The following is a 16,741-nucleotide window of genomic DNA, read 5'->3' as shown; positions in this document are numbered from 1 at the left end:
CGGCCGTCACTCCGCCCGGCCTGGCGCGGCTTTCGACGCAGACCAGGCACGCCTCAGCCCCAGATCCTCACGCACCCCATGACCGCGGGCGGGCACCGCCTGACACCTCCGGCACCTGACACCACCCCCTTTCCTCTCCTCGAAGCACCCAGACCGCTCCCTCGGTGGTCGTGGTGCGCCTGCCGGAGGCTTCCTGTGACCCGTTCCGCCCGGGTGAGGGCGCTGTTCGCCCTCGCCGTGATCGCCGTATCCCTGTCCATTGCCGTCACCGTGCCGATCCGCCTCGGACTCGACCTGCGCGGTGGTACGCAGATCGTGCTTCAGACCCGCTCCACCCCCACCGCCGACGCCGACAGCGAGGCCACCGACCGCGCCCTGGAGGTGCTGCGCGGCCGTATCGACGCGCTCGGCGTCGCCGAACCCACCCTCGTCCGCTCCGGCGACAACCGGATCATCGTCGAGCTGCCCGGTGTGCAGGACCCGAAGAAGGCCGCCGACGTCCTGGGCCGTACCGCGCAGCTCACCTTCCACCCGGTGCTCGGCACCGCTGACAGCTCCGACGGCACCCCCCGGCCACTGCCGAAGCGGCCCCGGGAACACGTCCTGCCCGACGAGTCCGGCACGCTGCTGCGCCTCGGGGCCGGGGCCCTCACCGGCGAGCACGTCAAGGAGGCCGCCGCCCGGTTCGACCAGCAGGGCGGGGCCGGATGGCACGTCACCGTGGACTTCGAGGGCGCCGGCCGGGAGGGCTGGGCCCGGCTGACCGGTGAGGCCGCCTGTCACCCGGCGGGCGACCCGGCGCGGCGGGTGGCGATCGTCCTCGACGAGAAGGTCATCTCCTCACCACAGGTCGACCCGTCCGTCGCCTGCGAGACCGGTATCCGCGACGGCGCCACCCAGATCACGGGCTCCTTCGGCCCGGAGGAAGCCCGCGAGCTCTCCCTGCTCATCAACGGCGGGGCCCTGCCCTTGCCGGTCGAGACCGTCGAACAGCGCACCGTCGGCGCGACACTGGGGGCGCAGGCCATCACGGCCAGCGCCTGGGCAGCGGTCATCGGCACCGCGCTGACGGCGCTGTTCATCATCGTGATCTATCGGCTGATGGGCGTGCTGGCCGCCGTCGCCCTGGCCTGCTACGGCCTCGTCTCCTACGCCGCCCTGGCCGCGCTCGGCGCCACCCTGACCCTTCCCGGCCTGGCCGGGTTCGTCCTGGCGATCGGCATGGCCGTGGACGCCAACGTGCTGGTCTTCGAACGGGCCCGCGAAGAGTACGCGGCCCGCCGCCGCCCCAGTGCCCGCTCGGCGCTGGCGGCCGGATTCCGCAACGCCTTCAGCGCGATCGCCGACTCCAACATCACCACCCTGATCGCGGCCGCCCTGCTGTTCTTCCTCGCCTCGGGACCCGTGCGGGGCTTCGGTGTCACCCTCGGCATCGGCGTGCTCGCCTCCATGTTCAGCGCCCTGGTGATCACACGCGTGCTCGCCGAGTACGCCACGAGCCGCCCCCGGGTACGCCGCCGGCCCCGCCTCACCGGCATCGCGGCCACCGGTGCCGTCCGCGACCGCATCACCCGCCGCAACCCCCAGCTGATGCGCCGCCACCGCCGCTGGCTGGCCACCTCCGCCGCCGTGCTGGTTCTGGCCGCCTCGGGCATCGCGGTGCGCGGCATCGACCTGGGCGTGGAGTTCACCGGTGGCCGCCTCATCGAGTACGCCACGACCACCCCCGTCGACGCCGACCGGGCTCGCACCGCGCTCGCCGATGCCGGATTCCCTCGCGCCGTCGTGCAGTCCTCCGGCGACACCGGCTTGACCGTGCGCACCGATCCGCTGACCAACGCAGAGGAGGCCGAGGTCACCGACGCCGTGCGCGACCTTGCTCGAGGGGCGGACAAGGTCCGCGACGAACTGATCGGCCCCAGCCTCGGCGAGGAGCTGCGCCGGGGCGCCCTGATTGCGCTCGCCGTTGCCCTCGGCGCGCAACTCGTCTACCTCGCCGCGCGCTTCCGCTGGCTGTTCGGTGCCGCCGCGGTCGCAGCCCTCGCCCACGACGTGGTCATCCTCGTCGGCGTCTTCGCCTGGCTCGGCAAGTCCATCGATGGCGTGTTCGTGGCGGCCCTGCTCACCGTCATCGGCTACTCGGTCAACGACTCCGTGGTCCTCTTCGACCGCGTCAGGGAACTAGCCCGCAAGTCCCCCAGGACGCCGCTACGCGCCATCGCCAACGAGGCGATCCTGCAGACCCTGCCCCGCACCGTGAACACCGGCATGGGCGCCGCCTTCATCCTCACCGCCCTAGCCGTGTTCGGCGGGTCCTCACTCACCGACTTCGCCCTGGCGCTCCTCATCGGCCTGGCCGTCGGTACGTACTCGTCCGTCTTCACCGCTGCTCCAGTGGCCGTGGAACTCCACCGGCGCGGCGACGGGACCCGCCCACCCCGCCGGCCCTGACCCGACCAGCGGATTCGCCTGTTGATACGGCCCGGGCCCGGTGGCGCGCAGGAAGCCACCGGGACCCACTGTTCTCCACCGGGCGTGCCGGCCCGGCTTCCGGCCCTTCCGGATGGCGGGGCTCACGCCAGCTCATGCTGCGGTGCATCCTTCGCGCCACCGCCCACGCCTGACACCGGGCCATTCCTCGCACGACAGCGCCCCGCCAGAGCCACGCACACCACCGGGATGACGGAGGCCGGCACGCGGGCAGCCAGCTGCGCATCAGTGGGTTGGAGGGTGCTGGGGTGGTTCTGATTCTTCGTTCTTACTGGTCAGTACGCTGATCATTCCGTTGGGTTCGAGGTAGGCCAGATGTACGCGGGCGGGGTCCTGGATGCCGTGCAGGCGTAGCTGGCTGCGGACTTCCTCGGGGGTCATGAACTCGCGACGCATCACTGCGCGGTCGAACCGTCCGTCTTCGATCAGAGTCTTGGGTCTGGCTTTGACCACTGCTGAGAAGCGAGGGAACCGGTACGCGGCGGCATCCACGGCGACGCTGCAGATGAGGATCGTGGTCACGACGATGAGGCCGTCGGTCACGGAGTGGGAGTCGCCGACGAGCCCTCCTGCGGTGGCTTCGGCGATCAGTACGACCAGGAGCACGTCGGTCAGGCCGAGGCCGCCGGATTCACGCTGGCCGGTGACGCGCATAAGGAGCAGCAGCGACAGGAAGATGACCGCACCGCGGATGATGAGCTCAAGGACTGGCGTCTCAAGCGTGAACATTGCGCTCAGATCAGGCATGCGCTCTGTCTATCCGGTCTGGTATCAGCCGGCGCGCTGAGCGGGTGCCGTACGGCTGCGGTGAGGCTCGCTACGCCCGGTGAAATGGACGCCGGCCGTGCTGGTGCCGGCTCCGGACCCGAACCGATCTGCGCTCGGGGACCGCCTGCTCAGCGGGCGAGTAGGACCGCTTCCGTAGGAGGCCGAAGCCAGCGCGACCGTACACCCGGCGCTTGAGCATCTCGACCGCTGTCGTGATCCGTGAACAAAACCACCACCGGCTACCGGCATGGTGGGAAGCCGCCGAAAGGCAAGGTGGACCGGCTTGGTCCTCGATCTTCTTCGGGTATAGCGCGGGCCGTACCGTTCGCCTCGCCTCCGGCGTACCTCCGTGGTGCGATGGAACGGGGGTGGGAAGGAGAGAGCGATGGTCTCACCAGCAGCGGAGCGCAAGAGTGGAGCGGCCCCTGCATCAGTCCGCCCGCTGGGCGAGGCGGACCTGGATCGGGCCGATGAGATCTGCAGGGTCGCCTTCGGGACCTTCCTGGGGGCACCTGATCCTTTCGGGACCGTGGACTACGTCCGTACGCGCTGGGCGGCCGATCCGCGGGCGGCGTTCGCGGCTACGGTCGAGGGTGAGGTAGTTGGATCGAACTTCGCCACCAACTGGGGCAGCGTCGGGTTTTTCGGACCGCTGACCGTGCGTCCGGATCTGTGGGACCAGGGCATCGGCAGGCGTCTGATGGAGCCGGTCATGGACTGCTTCGGCGCATGGGGGAACCGCCACGTCGGCCTGTTCACCTTTTCGCACAGTCCCAAGCATCTTGAGCTGTACCGGCGCTACGGTTTCTGGCCTCGATTCCTCACAGCCATCATGAAGAAGCAGGTCGCAGACGGTGCCGCAGTCTCCGGCCGGGTGCTCTATGGCGAACTGCCCGCCGCCGAGCGGCCCGACGCGCTGAGTCTCTGTCGCGCACTGACCGGAGCCGTGTACGAGGGCCTGAGCCTGGAACGCGAGATCGTGGCCACGCACGCGCAGGGACTCGGTGACACCGTCCTGCTCCATGGCGCTGGCTCCGAGCTCGATGGCCTGGCTGTCTGCCACTGCGGAGCCGGGTCGGAGGCCGGCACAGACGTGTGCTTCGTCAAATTCGGTGCCGTACGTCCCGGTCCGGAGGCCGCCGACCGGTTCGAGCGACTGCTCGACGCGTGCGAGCGGCTGGCCGCCGAGCGCGGACTGGGGCAATTGGACGCCGGAATGAACCTGGGCCGCCCGGATGCCTACCGGCGCATGATCGACCGCGGTTTCCGCACCTGGTTGCAGGGCGTGACCATGCACAGGCCCAACGAACCCGGATACAGCCACCCTGACGCGTATGTGATCGACGACTGGCGCTGAGACCGCCGACGCGCTCGGCGCGCCGGGAGGGCCCGGTGCTGTCGGAACCCGTGAACATCCGAGCCAGTGCCGAGACACCTCCCGGACCGCTGCCGAAGTGCTGTCCGTTCCCGCGGACAAAGCCAAGCCCCGGCTGTCCACGCGCCCTGGTGTCACGGAGCACCCGCGTGACCTAGGGGCCTGGTGGCAGGCATCGCGCATGCCGTGGACGCTGCCCGAACCGATGCTCAGCACCGCCGTAGCGAGTCCCGACCTGCCTACGGGCTGGGCGACGGAACCAAAGTGGCCGGCTACCACGCTCAGCTCGCCCGGTACCGCGGATTCCACGGCAACAGGGTCGACTTCGAGGTGGCGCGGTTCATCATGGTCCACCCGCCCGCCGCGGACGGCGGCCGCCGGATCCGCATCGACGACCAGTTCGTGGGCATGGCGTACGGGCTGCTCGACGTCGCGGAGTTCCTGCGCCGGGCGCGATCGAGGAGGCCGACGAGACGCACGTCGTGACCTCCGGACTGATCGAGTGGCGCGGAGACGAAGCCGATCTGTGGCCGGAGAGCTGGATCTGGTTGACCGCGGGGGTGAGGCCGGTCTCGTTGATGATCCGGTCCAGGTGGACGGGCTGGGTGGTGTGGGGCGGGAAGTCGTGGGGCAGGTAACGCCAGGCGATGCCGGTGCGGTTGACGTAGAGGATCGCGTTGTCCGTGACTCGAAGCGGCCGCGGGACGCGTTCCTCACGGTCGGCGCCGAGCAGTGGGCCGCGTTCGTGCGGATGACCACGCGCGGTCGATGTGACGGAGGGGCGGTCGAAATCCGACCGCCCCCGCGCGCGCCTCTTGGCGTTGCTCAGAACGCCTGGAGGTAGACCCTTGCCCGATCGGCCTCAAGCGTCTGCACGTAGATCTCGATCCACTGCACCCGATTGCGCCGGCCGTCGTTCACGCACGGTGGGCAGACCCCCGCCCAGCGGGTTCCGGTCAACGTCTGCGGCTCGGCCAGCCCGAGGTGGCCGAAGAGCTCGGTTTTGGGGGGACGTCGTGCTTTCTGACCTGCAAGGGCTTCTGGGAGTGCAGGTCCTTCGCGATGTCCTCGGCAGTCTTCTCGCTGGTGACGAAGGAGAGGAGGTAGATGTCCCCCTGCGGATTGAGCTGGATGGCACCCTTGGTCTGTGTGGCGCCCTCTGGTATCGCCACGTGCATGAACGCGGATGTCTCGGCCGCGTCGGCCTTCTTGTCCCACTGCCAGTCACGTTCCTCGGTCACGGGGCGTTCATCCCCGGTGGCGCCGGAGCAGGAGACAAGGAGAAGCGCGGTTCCCAGTGCCGCCAAGGTGTGGGCACCGCGTCGAATCATCACCGGTTCTCCTCATCACCGCGGGAGACGTCCCCACGGGTACCTTCGCGGCCCTGGTCCGGCGGCTTCGTCGTCGCGGGCGTGTCACTGTTCAGGTCGTACGTGTAGGTGGAGCTGCTGCCACGCATGTCGACCTGGGGCCATCGCCACCTGGAGAAAGTGGCCGACGCCGGCCTCTTAACGCCCGACGCCGCCCACGTCACCCCCGTTTCCTCCGGTCCGGCGGGGGCCGGCCGCCTTCAGGTCGCCGCAGGGCGGGGGCGCTGCCAAGACGCACAAAAAGTGGGCACGACCGCCGTCAGCCGGTGGTGTCGTCCTCCTCCACCGGAGGCATCAGCGCGCGCAACCAGCGTTCCGTCTGGGCGACATGGGCCTCGGCCGCGCCCGCCGCGGCGCCTGGGTCGCGGTCGGCGATCGCGGTGGCCAGAACGCGGTGGTCCGCGTCGCTCCTGCGCCGCAACTCCGGGCCCTCGGGCAGGGTGAAGACCTGGTACTTGCGGGAGCGGGCCCGGAAGACGGCGAGCAGCGAGGCGAGGGTGGGGTTGCCGCCCGCCCGGGCGATCTCGGCGTGGAAACGGTGGTCGAGTTCCGAGGCCTCGGTGGGGTCCTCGGTGGCCTCCATGGCCTCGATGAGGGAGAACAGCGTCCGGATCGTCTCCGGGGTCGCGCGGGCGGCGGCCTGGGCCGCGACGTGGGCCTCCAGTACCCGCCGGATCTCGTAGAGCTCCAGCAGGCCGGGCAGCGGCAGGAGCTGGAGGGTCAGCGAGAGGCTGCCGATGAGGTCCTCCGGCCTGAGCTGGGAGACGTAGGTGCCGGAGCCGTGCCGCGGTTCGATCACGCCCAGCGCCGCCAGCATGCGCACGGCCTCCCGCAACGAGCCGCGCGAGACGCCCAGTTCCTCGCAGAGGTCCGCCTCCGGCGGAATGCGCTCCCCGGCGCCCAGACGCCCCGTCGCGATCATGTGCCGTAGGCCGTGGAACGCCCTGTCGACTGCGGACATCCGATCCCTCCCCATGACGGGCTGGCGGCGCCGCCGGCCCTCGCTGCACTGTAGCGAGCCGAGAGATCAGATGTCTTTCGCGTACCGGCTGAGAGTCATCCAACTTCTCCCGCTACCGAGGTCTTGTCACGGCCGGAAATAGCATGCCACCATCCCGACTCATCATACGTCTTGACCAGATGATCTGACGTCTCCCACTCCCCCGGGGGACGGCGCCCGGCACTGCCCGGACACGGATGGGAGTCATGTGAGCGACACCGAGGTCACCACCGCACCCCGCCCCCTGCTGCTGGCCGACGGCGAGCCGGCGGCGCGGGCGTGGTCGCTGGACCCCGCCCTGCGGCACCTCAACCACGGCTCGTTCGGAGCCGTCCCGCGGGTTGCCCAGGAGCGGCAGCACGAGCTGCGCGCGGAGATGGAGAGCGCACCGGTGGTGTGGTTCCCCGAGCTGCCGCGGCGGCTCGCGGCGGCCCGCGTCGACCTCGCGTCCTTTCTCGGCACGGACCCGGACGACCTCGCCCTGGTGCCCAACGCCAGCGCCGGCGTGAGCGTGGTGTACTCCGGGCTGCCCGCCCGCGACGGCGGGGAGATCGTCGTCACCGACCACGGCTACGGCGCCGTGACCATGGGCGCCGAACGCCTGGCGCGCCGCTGGGGCGGCCGGGTCCGCACCGCCAGGGTGCCGCTGGACGCCGGTGCGGAGCAGGCGTACGAGGCCGTGGCCGCCGAACTGAGCGACGCCACCGGCCTCGTCGTCGTCGACCAGATCACCTCGGCCACCGCCCGCCGGATGCCGGTGGAGTTGATCGGCGCGGAGACGCGGCGCCGCGGTGTCCCGCTGCTCGTGGACGGCGCGCACGCGCCCGGTCTGATCGCCTCCCCGCTCGACGGGCTGACGTGCGACTTCTGGACGGGCAACCTGCACAAGTGGGGCTGCGCGCCGCGCGGTACCGCCGCCCTGGTGGCCCGCGGGCCGCTGCGGGACGGCCTGTACCCGCTGATCGACTCCTGGGGCGCCGCCGACCCCTACCCCGACCGCTTTGACCAGCAGGGCACGGTGGACGCCACCGCCCAGCTGGCCGCGGCGACCGCGCTCGACTTCATCCGCAGCACCTGGGGCTGGTCCACCGCGCGCCGCTACATGGACGACCTGGCCGGTTACGCCGAGCGCATCGTGGGCGCCGCGCTCGCCGACCTGACCGGCGCGGACGCCCGGGTGGACGTCGGCATGCCCGTCCCCGGGATGCGGCTGGTGCGGCTGCCGGACGGCCTGGCCGACAGCCGGGTCGCGGCCGACGCGCTGCGCGACCGGGCCGCCGGGGAGCTGGGGGTGGAGGCCGCCTTCACCAGCTTCGGCGGCGTCGGCTATCTGCGCCTGTCCGCCCACGTCTACAACACCCCCGAGGACTACGAGTACTTCGCCGAGCGGTGCGTTCCCGTCCTCGGCGAGTGGGCCCGCGCGGCCCGCGAGCACCGCACCTTCTAGCCGCCCCCGCAGCCGCCCCCCGCGAACCCCGCACGAGCAAGGAAGAGGTCAGCACAATGAAAAGAAGGACGGCAGCTCTCGCACTGGGCACGGCCGCCGCGATGGTCCTGACCGGCTGTTCCACCATGAGCCCCGGTGACAGCGGGACGGTCACCCTGAGCATGGTCGAGAGCCTGACCAACCCGGCCCGCACCGACCTGATCGAGGGGCTGATAGCCGACTTCGAGCGGCAGAACCCGAAGATCAGGGTCAACCTCGTCTCCCCGCCCACCGAGCAGGCGGACCAGAAGATCCAGCAGATGCTCCAGTCCGGCAGCGGCGTGGACGTCCTGGAGGTGCGGGACATCACGGTCGGCCCGTGGTCGAACAACGGCTGGCTGTACGACATGAAGAAGGACCTCGCCGACTGGAAGGGCCGACAGGCCCTGACCGACAACGCCATCGAGGCCTCCGAGAACGGCGAGGGCAGGACGTACTTCGTCCCCTACGGCTTCTACGGGCTGAGCCTCTTCCACCGCACCGACCTCATCGAGGAGGCCGGCTTCGACAAGCCGCCGGCCACCTGGGAGGAACTGCTGGAGCAGGCGTCCGCCATCCACGACCCGGCCGAGCGCCGGTACGGCTACGCCTTTCGGGGCGGGGCCAACGCGCACAGCAACGCCACCGCCGCGATCGAGGCGTACGTCGCCGACCGGATCGACCCGGCCAACGGCTACCTGCTGAAGGACGGCAGCACGATCTTCTCCGCGCCCGAGGCGCTCGACGCGATGGAGACCTATCTGAAGCTGTTCCAGCGGGCGTCGCCCAAGTCGTCCGTGGCCTGGGGCTACCCGGAGATGGTCGAGGGCTTCTCCAACGGCTCGACCGCGTTCCTGCTCCAGGACCCCGAGGTGATCGCCACGGTCTCCGCGTCCAAGTCGATCGAGCCGGGCCAGTGGAGCACCGCACCGCTTCTGGCGGGACCGAGCGGCAAGACCGTGCAGCCCCTGGCCACAGCCGGGTGGGGCGTGGCCAAGGGCAGCAAGCACAAGGCCGAGGCCGTGAAGCTGGTCGAGTTCCTCTCCGAGGGGAAGGCATCGGCGGCCTTCACCAAGAAGAACAGCCTGGTGCCCATCCTCAAGTCGGCCGCCGAGGACGACTTCTACCGGACGGGCCCGTGGGCCAGCTACGTCACGATGACGGAGAACCCGGACACGTACCTGGTGGTCACCCAGCCGCGCGGCGTCGCCTGGTGGGCCGAGTGGCAGCAGCGGGCCGACAAGGACGTGCAGAGGATGGTCCTCGGCAAGCTCCCGCCCAAGGACCTGCTCGAGGGCTGGGACGCCTACTGGACCGAGAAGTGGAAGAAGTAGCCATGTCCGCCGCTTCCACCGGATCCCCGGCCACCGCCCCCTCGAAGTCGCCGGCGCCGCCCTCCCGCTCGGGGGGCGCCCCGCGCCCGGATGCGGCAGGGGGCCGCCGCAGGCGGGAGTTCACCACCCGGCGCGGCCTGGTCGTCGCCGCGTTCATGGCGCCGGCCGCGGTCTTCGTGGCGATCTTCACGTACTACCCGATGATCGCCGGAAGCCAGATGGCCTTCCGGAACTGGAACCTGTCGGACCTGACCGACACGTCGTGGGTGGGCCTGAAGAACTTCCGTGACGTCTTCACCGACCCCGCCTGGGGCACGGTGGCCGGCAACACCCTGCTCTGGGTGGCCGGTTCGATCGTGCCCCAGTTGGTGATCGGGTTCGCGATCGCGCTGTGGTTGCGCCGCCGGTTCCGCTTCCGCGGCTTCTACCAGGCGCTGATCTTCTTCCCCTGGGCGATTTCCGGATTCCTCATCGGCATCCTGTTCCGCTGGCTGTTCAACAGCGAGTTCGGCGTCGTCAACGACCTGCTGCAGCGGACCGGGCTGATCGACGAGCCGATCGCCTGGCTGGCCGACCCGCAAACGGCGATGATCGCCGTGCTGATCGCCAACGTCTGGTACGGCGTCACCTTCTTCGCGATCATGATCCTGGCCGCGCTGCAGTCGGTCCCCGACGAGCTGTACGAGGCGGCGGCGCTGGACGGCGCAGGCAAGGCGCGCACGCTGTTCCAGGTCACCATCCCGTACATCCGCACCACGCTGGCGCTCACCGTGCTGCTGCGGGTCATCTGGATCTTCAACTTCCCCGACCTGATCTTCGGCATGACCGGGGGCGGGCCGAACGACGAGACGCACATCGTGACGACCTGGATGATCAAGATCACGCAGCAGGGCGACTACGGCAAGGCGTCCGCGCTGGGCCTGCTGGTGGTCGCGGTCCTGCTGGTGTTCGCGGTGTTCTTCCTGCTGGCCACGCGGGAGAGGCAGGCCGTCGGCGGCCCGGGCGCGGGCCGGCGGAGCGCCGGAGAGCGAGGGGTGCGGGCATGATCGGCAAGGAAACCACGGCAGGGCGGGCCACCAAGTTCACGTTCCTGGGCCTCTGGCTGCTCTTCTCCGTCTTCCCCCTCTACTGGATCGCCGTCACGTCGCTGAAGGCGCCCGGCGACATCTTCTCCTTCCCGATCGCCTACTGGCCCGAGCGGTTCTCGCTGGAGAACTACCGAGGGCTGTTCGGGAAGGCCGACTTCGGGACGTACCTCGTCAACAGCCTGGTCGTCGCGACCGTCGCGGGCGCGGTGGCCACGGCGATCGCCACGCTGTCGGCGTACGTGCTGGCGCGCTTCGAGTTCCGCACCAAGTCCGCGCTGCTGATGGCGGCCCTCGTCACCCAGATGATCCCGTCCTTCATCGCGCTGGGGCCGCTGTACCTGCTCATGACCGACCTGCGTCTGGTCGACAACCGCCTCGGGCTCGTCCTGGTCTACATCGCGGTGTGCGTGCCGTTCTGCACGGTGATGCTGCGCGGCTTCTTCGAGAACGTCCCGGACGCCCTCGAAGAGGCCGCGATGATCGACGGGCTGTCCCGGTTCGGGGCGCTGGTGCGGGTGCTGCTGCCGGTGATGCGCCCCGGGATCGTGGCCGCGTTCATCTTCAACTTCGTCAACTGCTGGAACGAATTGTTCCTGTCGGTGACGCTGATGAACAGCGACGGCAACAAGACGGTGCCGACGGCCCTGAACGGCTTCATCTCCAGCTTCAACATCGACTGGGGGTCGATGTCGGCGGCGGCCGTGCTCACCATCGCGCCCACGATGATTCTGTTCGCCTTCGCCAGCCGCCACATCGTCCAGGGCCTCACCTCGGGTGCGGTGAAGGGCTGACGGCACCGGCCCCGCGGTCCCGCGAGGTCCCGTCGGTGACGCCGGCCGCAGGTCACGCGCCCCGGCCGGCCTCCCGGGCCACCCGCTCCAGGCGGCCCCGGTACGACTTCCACCAGGTCGGGTCTGCCGACGGCATGCTGTCGTCCTTCCACCGACACCTTCGGACTGCTTCTCGCGGTGCTGGTCACGGCCGCGAGCGTGCAGGACGCCGTCGCCGGCACGCACCTGGTCGACCAGGTCGCCGCCGCCCACCCCCACGATCCGCAAAGTCTGGGTGGACGGCGGCTACCGACAGCACCTCGTCGAGCACGCCGCCACCCTCGGCATCGACTTGACAATCAATCAACGCAGCACCATGAACAGGCTATTCACCCCGGTCACAAGCGCTGGACCGTGGAGCGGACCTACGGGTGGCTGATGTTCCGCCGTCGCCTGGCCCGCGGCTACGAGCCCCTGCCCGCCCGCCCCGAAGCCGTGATCCACCTCGGGCCATCAACTGCGTGGACCAGTCCGCGTACTCCCCCGCGCCCACCACGGCCACGTCGCCCGTGCGCAGTTCCTCCGCGAGCGCGGTGAAGACCATCGCATCGAAGTGCTTGCGGACGAACTCCCCGGCCGCGTCTTGTCGAGAACGGCCTTCTGCCAGTTCTGCGTGGCGAAGTAACGCAACCACGGCTCCAAGCCGGCCACGGCAGGGAGCCCGGCGCCGCGACCCACGCGGGCGTGCAGTCCAGTTCCCCGAACGGCACGCCCGAGTGGAGACAGCGCGGCCTTGGAATCACCGGCTGGCGGGCGCCTGTTATGCCGCCTTGCAGTGTTCGTTGCTGGTCAGGACGGTCCGCAGTCGCTGGTAGCGGTCGAGGTCTTCCCAGGTGTCGTGGTCGGGCGGGCTGGGGTTGCGACGTCCGCTCCCCCAGGCCCAGACGCTGGCGGCGATGCCCGCGGTCATGGGGATGAGCAGCCACAGCAGGGCGCCCACGATCAGTACCTCCTTGGTCATTGGTCGAATGGTGTGGCGGGTCGGGCGGCCTCTCAGTCCGTGAGCTGCCTGGGCACGCCGCCGGAGATGGCGATCTTGCGGGGCTTGGCGTGTGCGGCCAGTGGGATGCGCAGGGTGAGGACGCCGTTGTCGTACGACGCCTCGGCGGCCGTGGTGTCCAGAGCGTCGGACAGGGTCAGTTGGCGGGTGAACCGGCCGGTGGGCCGCTCGGTGAGCAGAGGCCGGGCCCCGGCCGGAATCGGGGAGGGCCGTTCGGCGGTCAGCGTCAGGGTGTCTCGCTCCGTGGCCACCTCGATGCTGGAGCGATCCATGCCGGGCAGGTCGAACTGCAGGTAGAGCGCCTCGTCGTCGCGCCAGGCGTCCGCGGGAATGACACTGCCGGTCACGGTGGCGGTCTGCGCGAGATGGTGCACGAGCCGGTCGAGATCCCCGAGTGCGCCGGTGCGGGCAAGCATGTCTTCTCCCTCCACTTCTCTGGTCGGCGGCCGTCGGCAGTACGGCCCGACCCGCGATGAGTACCACTCCTTTCGTATACCGGACAGCAGTTCTTTGACAATCTCCCACTAGGTGAACTTGACAGGGACCGGCTCAAGTTCTATCTCGTGCAGTGAACGGTCGGGTGCGCCGATGTGCTCTCAGTCGGCGCACCGGACGGCTGGAAGGGAGGTCGCTGGTGACTGAGAGCAGGAGGACGATCTGGGTGCTGGGCGCCCGCGGCGCCATCGCTGTGCTGTTCGGGGGGCTCACGCTTGTGTGGCCGCAGGTGACGGTGCTGGCCCTGGCCCGGGCGTTCGGTACGTACGCGCTGGCCGACGGTGCGGTGCTCCTGGGTGCGGCGTGGCGGCACCGGGGTGAGCTCCGGCCCGCGGTGGTCTGTGCGGCGGCGGCCGGTGCGCTGGGCATCGCGGCCGGTGCGATGACCGCCCTGTGGCCGGGCCCGACGGCCCTGGTGCTTTTGGTAATGGCGGGCGCCTGGGCCATCGTGACGGGCTGCTTGGAGTTGTGGGTCGCCACGCGGATGCGGCATGAGCTGCGGTACGCCTGGTGGTGGAGGGCCTCCGCCGCGGTGTCGGTGGCGGCGGGTGTGCTGCTGTGGCTGCGGCCCTATGCCGGGGCGATGGACATCGCGCTGGTCCTGGGCGTGTACGCGCTGATCGCCGGCGGCATCTGGCTCAGCGCGGCCTGGCGGGAGTACCGCACACACGCCCACCACTCCCGGTCGTGGACATCGCGGCCGCCGTCCGGCGCGCGCGTGGCCCACTGACCGCTGCCCTCACTCCCTGACTCCCGCGACCGCGGACCGGCGAGGTCCGCGGTCGCGCCCAGAGCATGGTCGGAAGGCGGGTGCCCGATGACACGGCTGCACATCGACGACGGCGATCTGGTGGTGCGGCTGCCGTGGCGGTGGGCGCTCGCGGCGCGCCGCCGCACCGTACGCCTGCCCCTGAAGTTCGTGGACGAGGTAGGCATCGAGCCCCACTGGTGGCGGGCGGTGCGCCCACGCCCGGGGCACCGCTACCGCTTCCGTCCGGGGCGCTGGTGCGTGGGTGAGCTGGAGCACGCCCGCGGGCGGGACTTCGTCGCCCTGCGGGCGCAGGGTCCAGTGCTCGTGATCTCGACCTCCGTCGGTCGCGACGCGCTCTACGCCCGGCTGGCTTTGTCCGCTGACGACCCGGACGCTGCCGCTGCGTGGCTGCGGGAGGTGGCCGCCAAGAGCGCCGATGACAGGTTGAGTCTGGGCTTGTCAACTTTCCGGCTGCGTTGTATATCAGAAAGAGAAGCGAAGGACGCGGGGACAACGTCAAGGAGGGATGAAAATGCTGATGCGTACGGATCCCTTCCGCGAGCTTGACCGGCTCGTCGAGCGGGTATGGGGCACGGCCGCTCACCCGGCGGGCATGCCGATGGATGCCTGGCGCGAGGCTGAGAGCTTCTTCGTGGAGCTGGACCTGCCGGGCGTGGACCCGGAGTCCATCGACCTCGATGTCGAGCGCAACGTCCTGACGGTGAAGGCCGAGCGCAAGCCGCCGTACGGCGAAGGCACCGAAACGGTGGTCACCGAGCGGCCCGCGGGGACGTTCAGCCGCCAGCTGTTCCTCGGCGAGACCCTCGACACCGAGAACATCGAAGCCTCCTACGACGCGGGCGTGCTGAAGCTCCGGATCCCGGTCGCCGAGCAGGCCAAGCCCCGCAAGATCGCCATCAGCGGCGGCAGCGACCGCAAGGAACTGGGCAGCTGACCCAGCAGAACCACGATCTCAGGCCCCGGGCGTGCCCGGGGCCTCGCCCACTTCAGGGACAGCCAGCCCCTGGGAGGCGAGGGCGCGGCGACCAGTGCGCCAAGTCCCGAGCTCGCCAGCAGCGGTGGACCGAGGGCCGTTCCGGGGCGCGCAATCGGGCTGTCAGGGCCTGGGAACAGTCGGGCTCTTCTCAGCCGCGGCGCGGTGACACAGGTCAGGAGCGGGCCCGGCCTTCCGGCTCTCCGTCGTCGGCGTTGAAGGCCTTGGTGAAGGTGGCTCCGCATCGGCAGCGGGAGTGCTCGATCAGTTCGCCGTCTTGTGACACGCTCAGCCCTTGGCTGAGCCGCACGTGCACATGATCGCCCATGAGTAGCCGCTTTCCCTGGTCTGCGCTGCGATTCAGGCCATGGTGAAGGCCGGTGGGCGCGGACGGCAATGCCGCAGCTCACACCACCCTCGTCGATTTCAGTGCCGTGTGGCCGACGCCCGCCGGCGCGCGGGGCCGTGCTGGCGGCTCGCGCACGCCGGCTGAGCGGGCGGATCATCCGTACGGCTTCGTCGACGGGTCAGGAGCCGGCGTTCCGGGCTGCGGGTGAGCGGCAGCGTGCAGCATCGGCGCAGTGTGCCTCTCCGGCCGATGGCTCCCTTCAGCCGGGACGCGGCTGCGAGGTGCTTCGGCGGCGCCGGACAACGGCACCGGGCGGCGCGCCACCAGGCGCCCGACCCAGCGCCGGCCGCAGTGTTCGCAGGGCGGCGCTCCTTCTGGGGTGTAGGGGGAGGGCACCGGCAGGTTGTCGCGGTAGAAGTACTCCCACTCGGCATCCAGGGCGTCGCGGTAGCGCTGGACGTCGTAGTCGACGCTCCAGCGGTGCCAGCACCAGCCGCAGGTGAACTCGACACGCTCGACAGCAAGTTCCGTGATCACGGCACTGCACCTCCTGTCCGGTCGGCGGGAATGGTCCGCGGCTCGGCGAGGGCCGCGTCGAGGGAGGAATACGCGGGCAGGACCAGGGCGAGCCCGACGGCGGTGAGGGCTCGCTTCACCCGTCCTTCGGGGCACACCAGCCGCAGTTCCGCACAGCCCTCGCCCAGCAGAGGGCGCTGGGACGACAGGACACTGATCCCTGCGGCGTCCTGACCGACGCTTCGGGCAGGTCCACGATCAGGTGAAGGGCCTGGCGGCGCTGTGCTGCCTGGGTCACGAGGCCGCACAGTGCGTGGGCCGTAGCCGTGTCCAAAGCCCTCTCGACCTCCGTCACGCTCCAGCCGTTCTCCCTGTGCGATGCACGGAACTCAGCCACCGGTTTTCACCTCGATTCCTGCTGTCCTGCCCGCCCAAGACCTGCCACCAACCCCCGACAACCCCCTATACCCGACAAATCTTGACAAGGCAAGACTCAAGTTTTATTTCAGTGATGTAAGCAAGCTGGCGAGAGACCAGCTGGCGGCAGGCAAGGAGGTGACCGGCATGTCGGCGTGGAAGCGGGAGCCGGACCTGTACGCGGTGCTCGGGGTGAAGCCCTCGGCGACTGCGGAAGAGGTCACCTCCGCCTTCCGGTCCCGGGTGAAGGAACTGCGCCCGGACACCCGCGTGGACGCGGTCACCGCCGAGCGGTTCGTGGAGGTGAGGGAGGCGTACGAGACGCTGCGTGATCCGGTCCTGCGGGTGGCCTACGACCAGACCTACGAGCCGGAGCCCGGTAGGGAAGATGCCTCGGCCGCGCCCGTGCGTGCGCGGCGCTACGTCGTGGTGCTCGGGGCCGTCCGCCCGGAGCCGCCGCTGCGCGCGGGCCCCGTCCGGTGGAAGCCCGGCAGGTGAG

General features: G+C 70.1%; 18 protein-coding genes and 3 pseudogenes. 12 read left to right on the top strand and 9 right to left on the bottom strand.

The genetic code is table 11. The annotated features are described in order from the left end of the window. The first annotated feature begins 195 nt into the window (after positions 1 to 195). A complete protein-coding gene (gene secD, locus ACIHAR_RS29205) occupies positions 196 to 2,451 on the top strand; it encodes a protein translocase subunit SecD (RefSeq protein WP_400022567.1) in 2,256 nt (751 codons plus the stop codon). 264 nt (positions 2,452 to 2,715) lie between these two features. Here secD and ACIHAR_RS29200 read toward each other — a convergent pair whose 3' ends face one another. After that, entirely contained in the window at positions 2,716 to 3,237 is a 522-nt protein-coding gene (locus tag ACIHAR_RS29200; RefSeq protein ID WP_400022566.1) for a DUF421 domain-containing protein, read from the bottom strand. Between the two features lie 550 nt (positions 3,238 to 3,787). Here ACIHAR_RS29200 and ACIHAR_RS29195 point away from each other — a divergent pair. Both ACIHAR_RS29195 and ACIHAR_RS29190 read left to right on the top strand, forming a co-directional pair. After that, positions 3,788 to 4,615, top strand: a complete 828-nt coding sequence (locus ACIHAR_RS29195; protein ID WP_400022565.1) for a GNAT family N-acetyltransferase — start codon at positions 3,788 to 3,790, stop codon at positions 4,613 to 4,615. Between the two features lie 199 nt (positions 4,616 to 4,814). After that, positions 4,815 to 5,339, top strand: a pseudogene (locus tag ACIHAR_RS29190) (hypothetical protein); the annotation flags it as partial. Here the strand turns inward: ACIHAR_RS29190 and ACIHAR_RS29185 are convergent. The 3 genes and pseudogenes from ACIHAR_RS29185 to ACIHAR_RS29175 all read right to left on the bottom strand — a co-directional run. Further along, positions 5,238 to 5,462, bottom strand: a pseudogene (locus ACIHAR_RS29185) (transposase); the annotation flags it as partial. The pseudogenes ACIHAR_RS29190 and ACIHAR_RS29185 overlap by 102 nt on opposite strands. A gap of 127 nt (positions 5,463 to 5,589) precedes the next feature. Beyond that, on the bottom strand, positions 5,590 to 5,874 hold the full coding sequence (locus ACIHAR_RS29180) for a hypothetical protein (RefSeq protein WP_400022564.1): 285 nt from the start codon (positions 5,872 to 5,874) through the stop codon (positions 5,590 to 5,592). 388 nt (positions 5,875 to 6,262) lie between these two features. Further along, complete coding sequence (locus ACIHAR_RS29175; protein WP_365465902.1) at positions 6,263 to 6,964, bottom strand: FCD domain-containing protein; 702 nt, start codon at positions 6,962 to 6,964, stop codon at positions 6,263 to 6,265. Positions 6,965 to 7,211: 247 nt separating this feature from the next. On the opposite strand from ACIHAR_RS29175, the gene ACIHAR_RS29170 reads away from it, so the two are divergent. The 5 genes and pseudogenes from ACIHAR_RS29170 to ACIHAR_RS29150 all read left to right on the top strand — a co-directional run. Next, the gene (locus tag ACIHAR_RS29170; protein ID WP_365465904.1) at positions 7,212 to 8,450 is read left to right on the top strand and encodes an aminotransferase class V-fold PLP-dependent enzyme; all 1,239 of its coding nucleotides are present in this window, start codon (positions 7,212 to 7,214) and stop codon (positions 8,448 to 8,450) included. A 56-nt stretch (positions 8,451 to 8,506) separates the two neighbouring features. Beyond that, positions 8,507 to 9,802, top strand: a complete 1,296-nt coding sequence (locus ACIHAR_RS29165) for an ABC transporter substrate-binding protein (RefSeq protein ID WP_400022563.1) — start codon at positions 8,507 to 8,509, stop codon at positions 9,800 to 9,802. A gap of 2 nt (positions 9,803 to 9,804) precedes the next feature. Next, the gene (locus tag ACIHAR_RS29160) at positions 9,805 to 10,848 is read left to right on the top strand and encodes a carbohydrate ABC transporter permease (RefSeq protein WP_400022562.1); all 1,044 of its coding nucleotides are present in this window, start codon (positions 9,805 to 9,807) and stop codon (positions 10,846 to 10,848) included. After that, positions 10,845 to 11,681 carry a carbohydrate ABC transporter permease gene (locus tag ACIHAR_RS29155; protein ID WP_400022561.1) on the top strand — a complete coding sequence of 279 codons (837 nt, stop codon included), beginning with the start codon at positions 10,845 to 10,847 and terminating at the stop codon, positions 11,679 to 11,681. Before ACIHAR_RS29160 ends, ACIHAR_RS29155 begins: the two co-directional genes overlap by 4 nt. A gap of 150 nt (positions 11,682 to 11,831) precedes the next feature. Then, positions 11,832 to 12,257 (top strand): annotated as a pseudogene (locus tag ACIHAR_RS29150) (transposase); the annotation flags it as partial. 223 nt (positions 12,258 to 12,480) lie between these two features. Here ACIHAR_RS29150 and ACIHAR_RS29145 read toward each other — a convergent pair. Together ACIHAR_RS29145 and ACIHAR_RS29140 are read right to left on the bottom strand one after the other, a co-directional pair. After that, entirely contained in the window at positions 12,481 to 12,681 is a 201-nt protein-coding gene (locus ACIHAR_RS29145; RefSeq protein ID WP_365465912.1) for a hypothetical protein, read from the bottom strand. A 32-nt stretch (positions 12,682 to 12,713) separates the two neighbouring features. Next, positions 12,714 to 13,136 (bottom strand): Hsp20/alpha crystallin family protein, encoded by a 423-nt coding sequence (locus ACIHAR_RS29140; RefSeq protein WP_400022560.1) that lies wholly within the window; start codon positions 13,134 to 13,136, stop codon positions 12,714 to 12,716. Between the two features lie 218 nt (positions 13,137 to 13,354). On the opposite strand from ACIHAR_RS29140, the gene ACIHAR_RS29135 reads away from it, so the two are divergent. The 3 genes from ACIHAR_RS29135 to ACIHAR_RS29125 all read left to right on the top strand — a co-directional run bounded on the left by ACIHAR_RS29135 (position 13,355) and on the right by ACIHAR_RS29125 (position 14,921). Continuing rightward, the gene (locus tag ACIHAR_RS29135) at positions 13,355 to 13,945 is read left to right on the top strand and encodes an HdeD family acid-resistance protein (RefSeq protein WP_400022559.1); all 591 of its coding nucleotides are present in this window, start codon (positions 13,355 to 13,357) and stop codon (positions 13,943 to 13,945) included. 87 nt (positions 13,946 to 14,032) lie between these two features. Further along, entirely contained in the window at positions 14,033 to 14,533 is a 501-nt protein-coding gene (locus ACIHAR_RS29130) for a hypothetical protein (protein ID WP_400022558.1), read from the top strand. Next, positions 14,499 to 14,921: an Hsp20/alpha crystallin family protein gene (locus ACIHAR_RS29125; RefSeq protein ID WP_365465920.1), complete on the top strand. Its 423-nt coding sequence runs from the start codon at positions 14,499 to 14,501 to the stop codon at positions 14,919 to 14,921. The genes ACIHAR_RS29130 and ACIHAR_RS29125 overlap by 35 nt, the downstream gene beginning before the upstream one ends. A gap of 214 nt (positions 14,922 to 15,135) precedes the next feature. On the opposite strand, the gene ACIHAR_RS29120 is transcribed toward ACIHAR_RS29125, so the two are convergent. From ACIHAR_RS29120 to ACIHAR_RS29110, 3 genes are all read right to left on the bottom strand, one after another. Next, entirely contained in the window at positions 15,136 to 15,288 is a 153-nt protein-coding gene (locus ACIHAR_RS29120) for a hypothetical protein (RefSeq protein WP_400022557.1), read from the bottom strand. Between the two features lie 174 nt (positions 15,289 to 15,462). Then, positions 15,463 to 15,846, bottom strand: a complete 384-nt coding sequence (locus ACIHAR_RS29115; protein ID WP_365465922.1) for a hypothetical protein — start codon at positions 15,844 to 15,846, stop codon at positions 15,463 to 15,465. Next, positions 15,843 to 15,965, bottom strand: a complete 123-nt coding sequence (locus tag ACIHAR_RS29110) for a hypothetical protein (RefSeq protein WP_400022556.1) — start codon at positions 15,963 to 15,965, stop codon at positions 15,843 to 15,845. The genes ACIHAR_RS29115 and ACIHAR_RS29110 overlap by 4 nt, the downstream gene beginning before the upstream one ends. 424 nt (positions 15,966 to 16,389) lie before the next feature. On the opposite strand from ACIHAR_RS29110, the gene ACIHAR_RS29105 reads away from it, so the two are divergent. Continuing rightward, entirely contained in the window at positions 16,390 to 16,740 is a 351-nt protein-coding gene (locus ACIHAR_RS29105; RefSeq protein ID WP_365465925.1) for a J domain-containing protein, read from the top strand. The last annotated feature ends 1 nt before the right edge of the window (position 16,741 follow it).

It is taken from the genome of Streptomyces sp. NPDC052016 (assembly GCF_044548445.1).
Classification (GTDB): domain Bacteria; phylum Actinomycetota; class Actinomycetes; order Streptomycetales; family Streptomycetaceae; genus Streptomyces.
The sequence above is the reverse complement of the archived record's forward strand: the minus strand, read 5'-3'. Positions and strand labels throughout refer to the sequence as shown.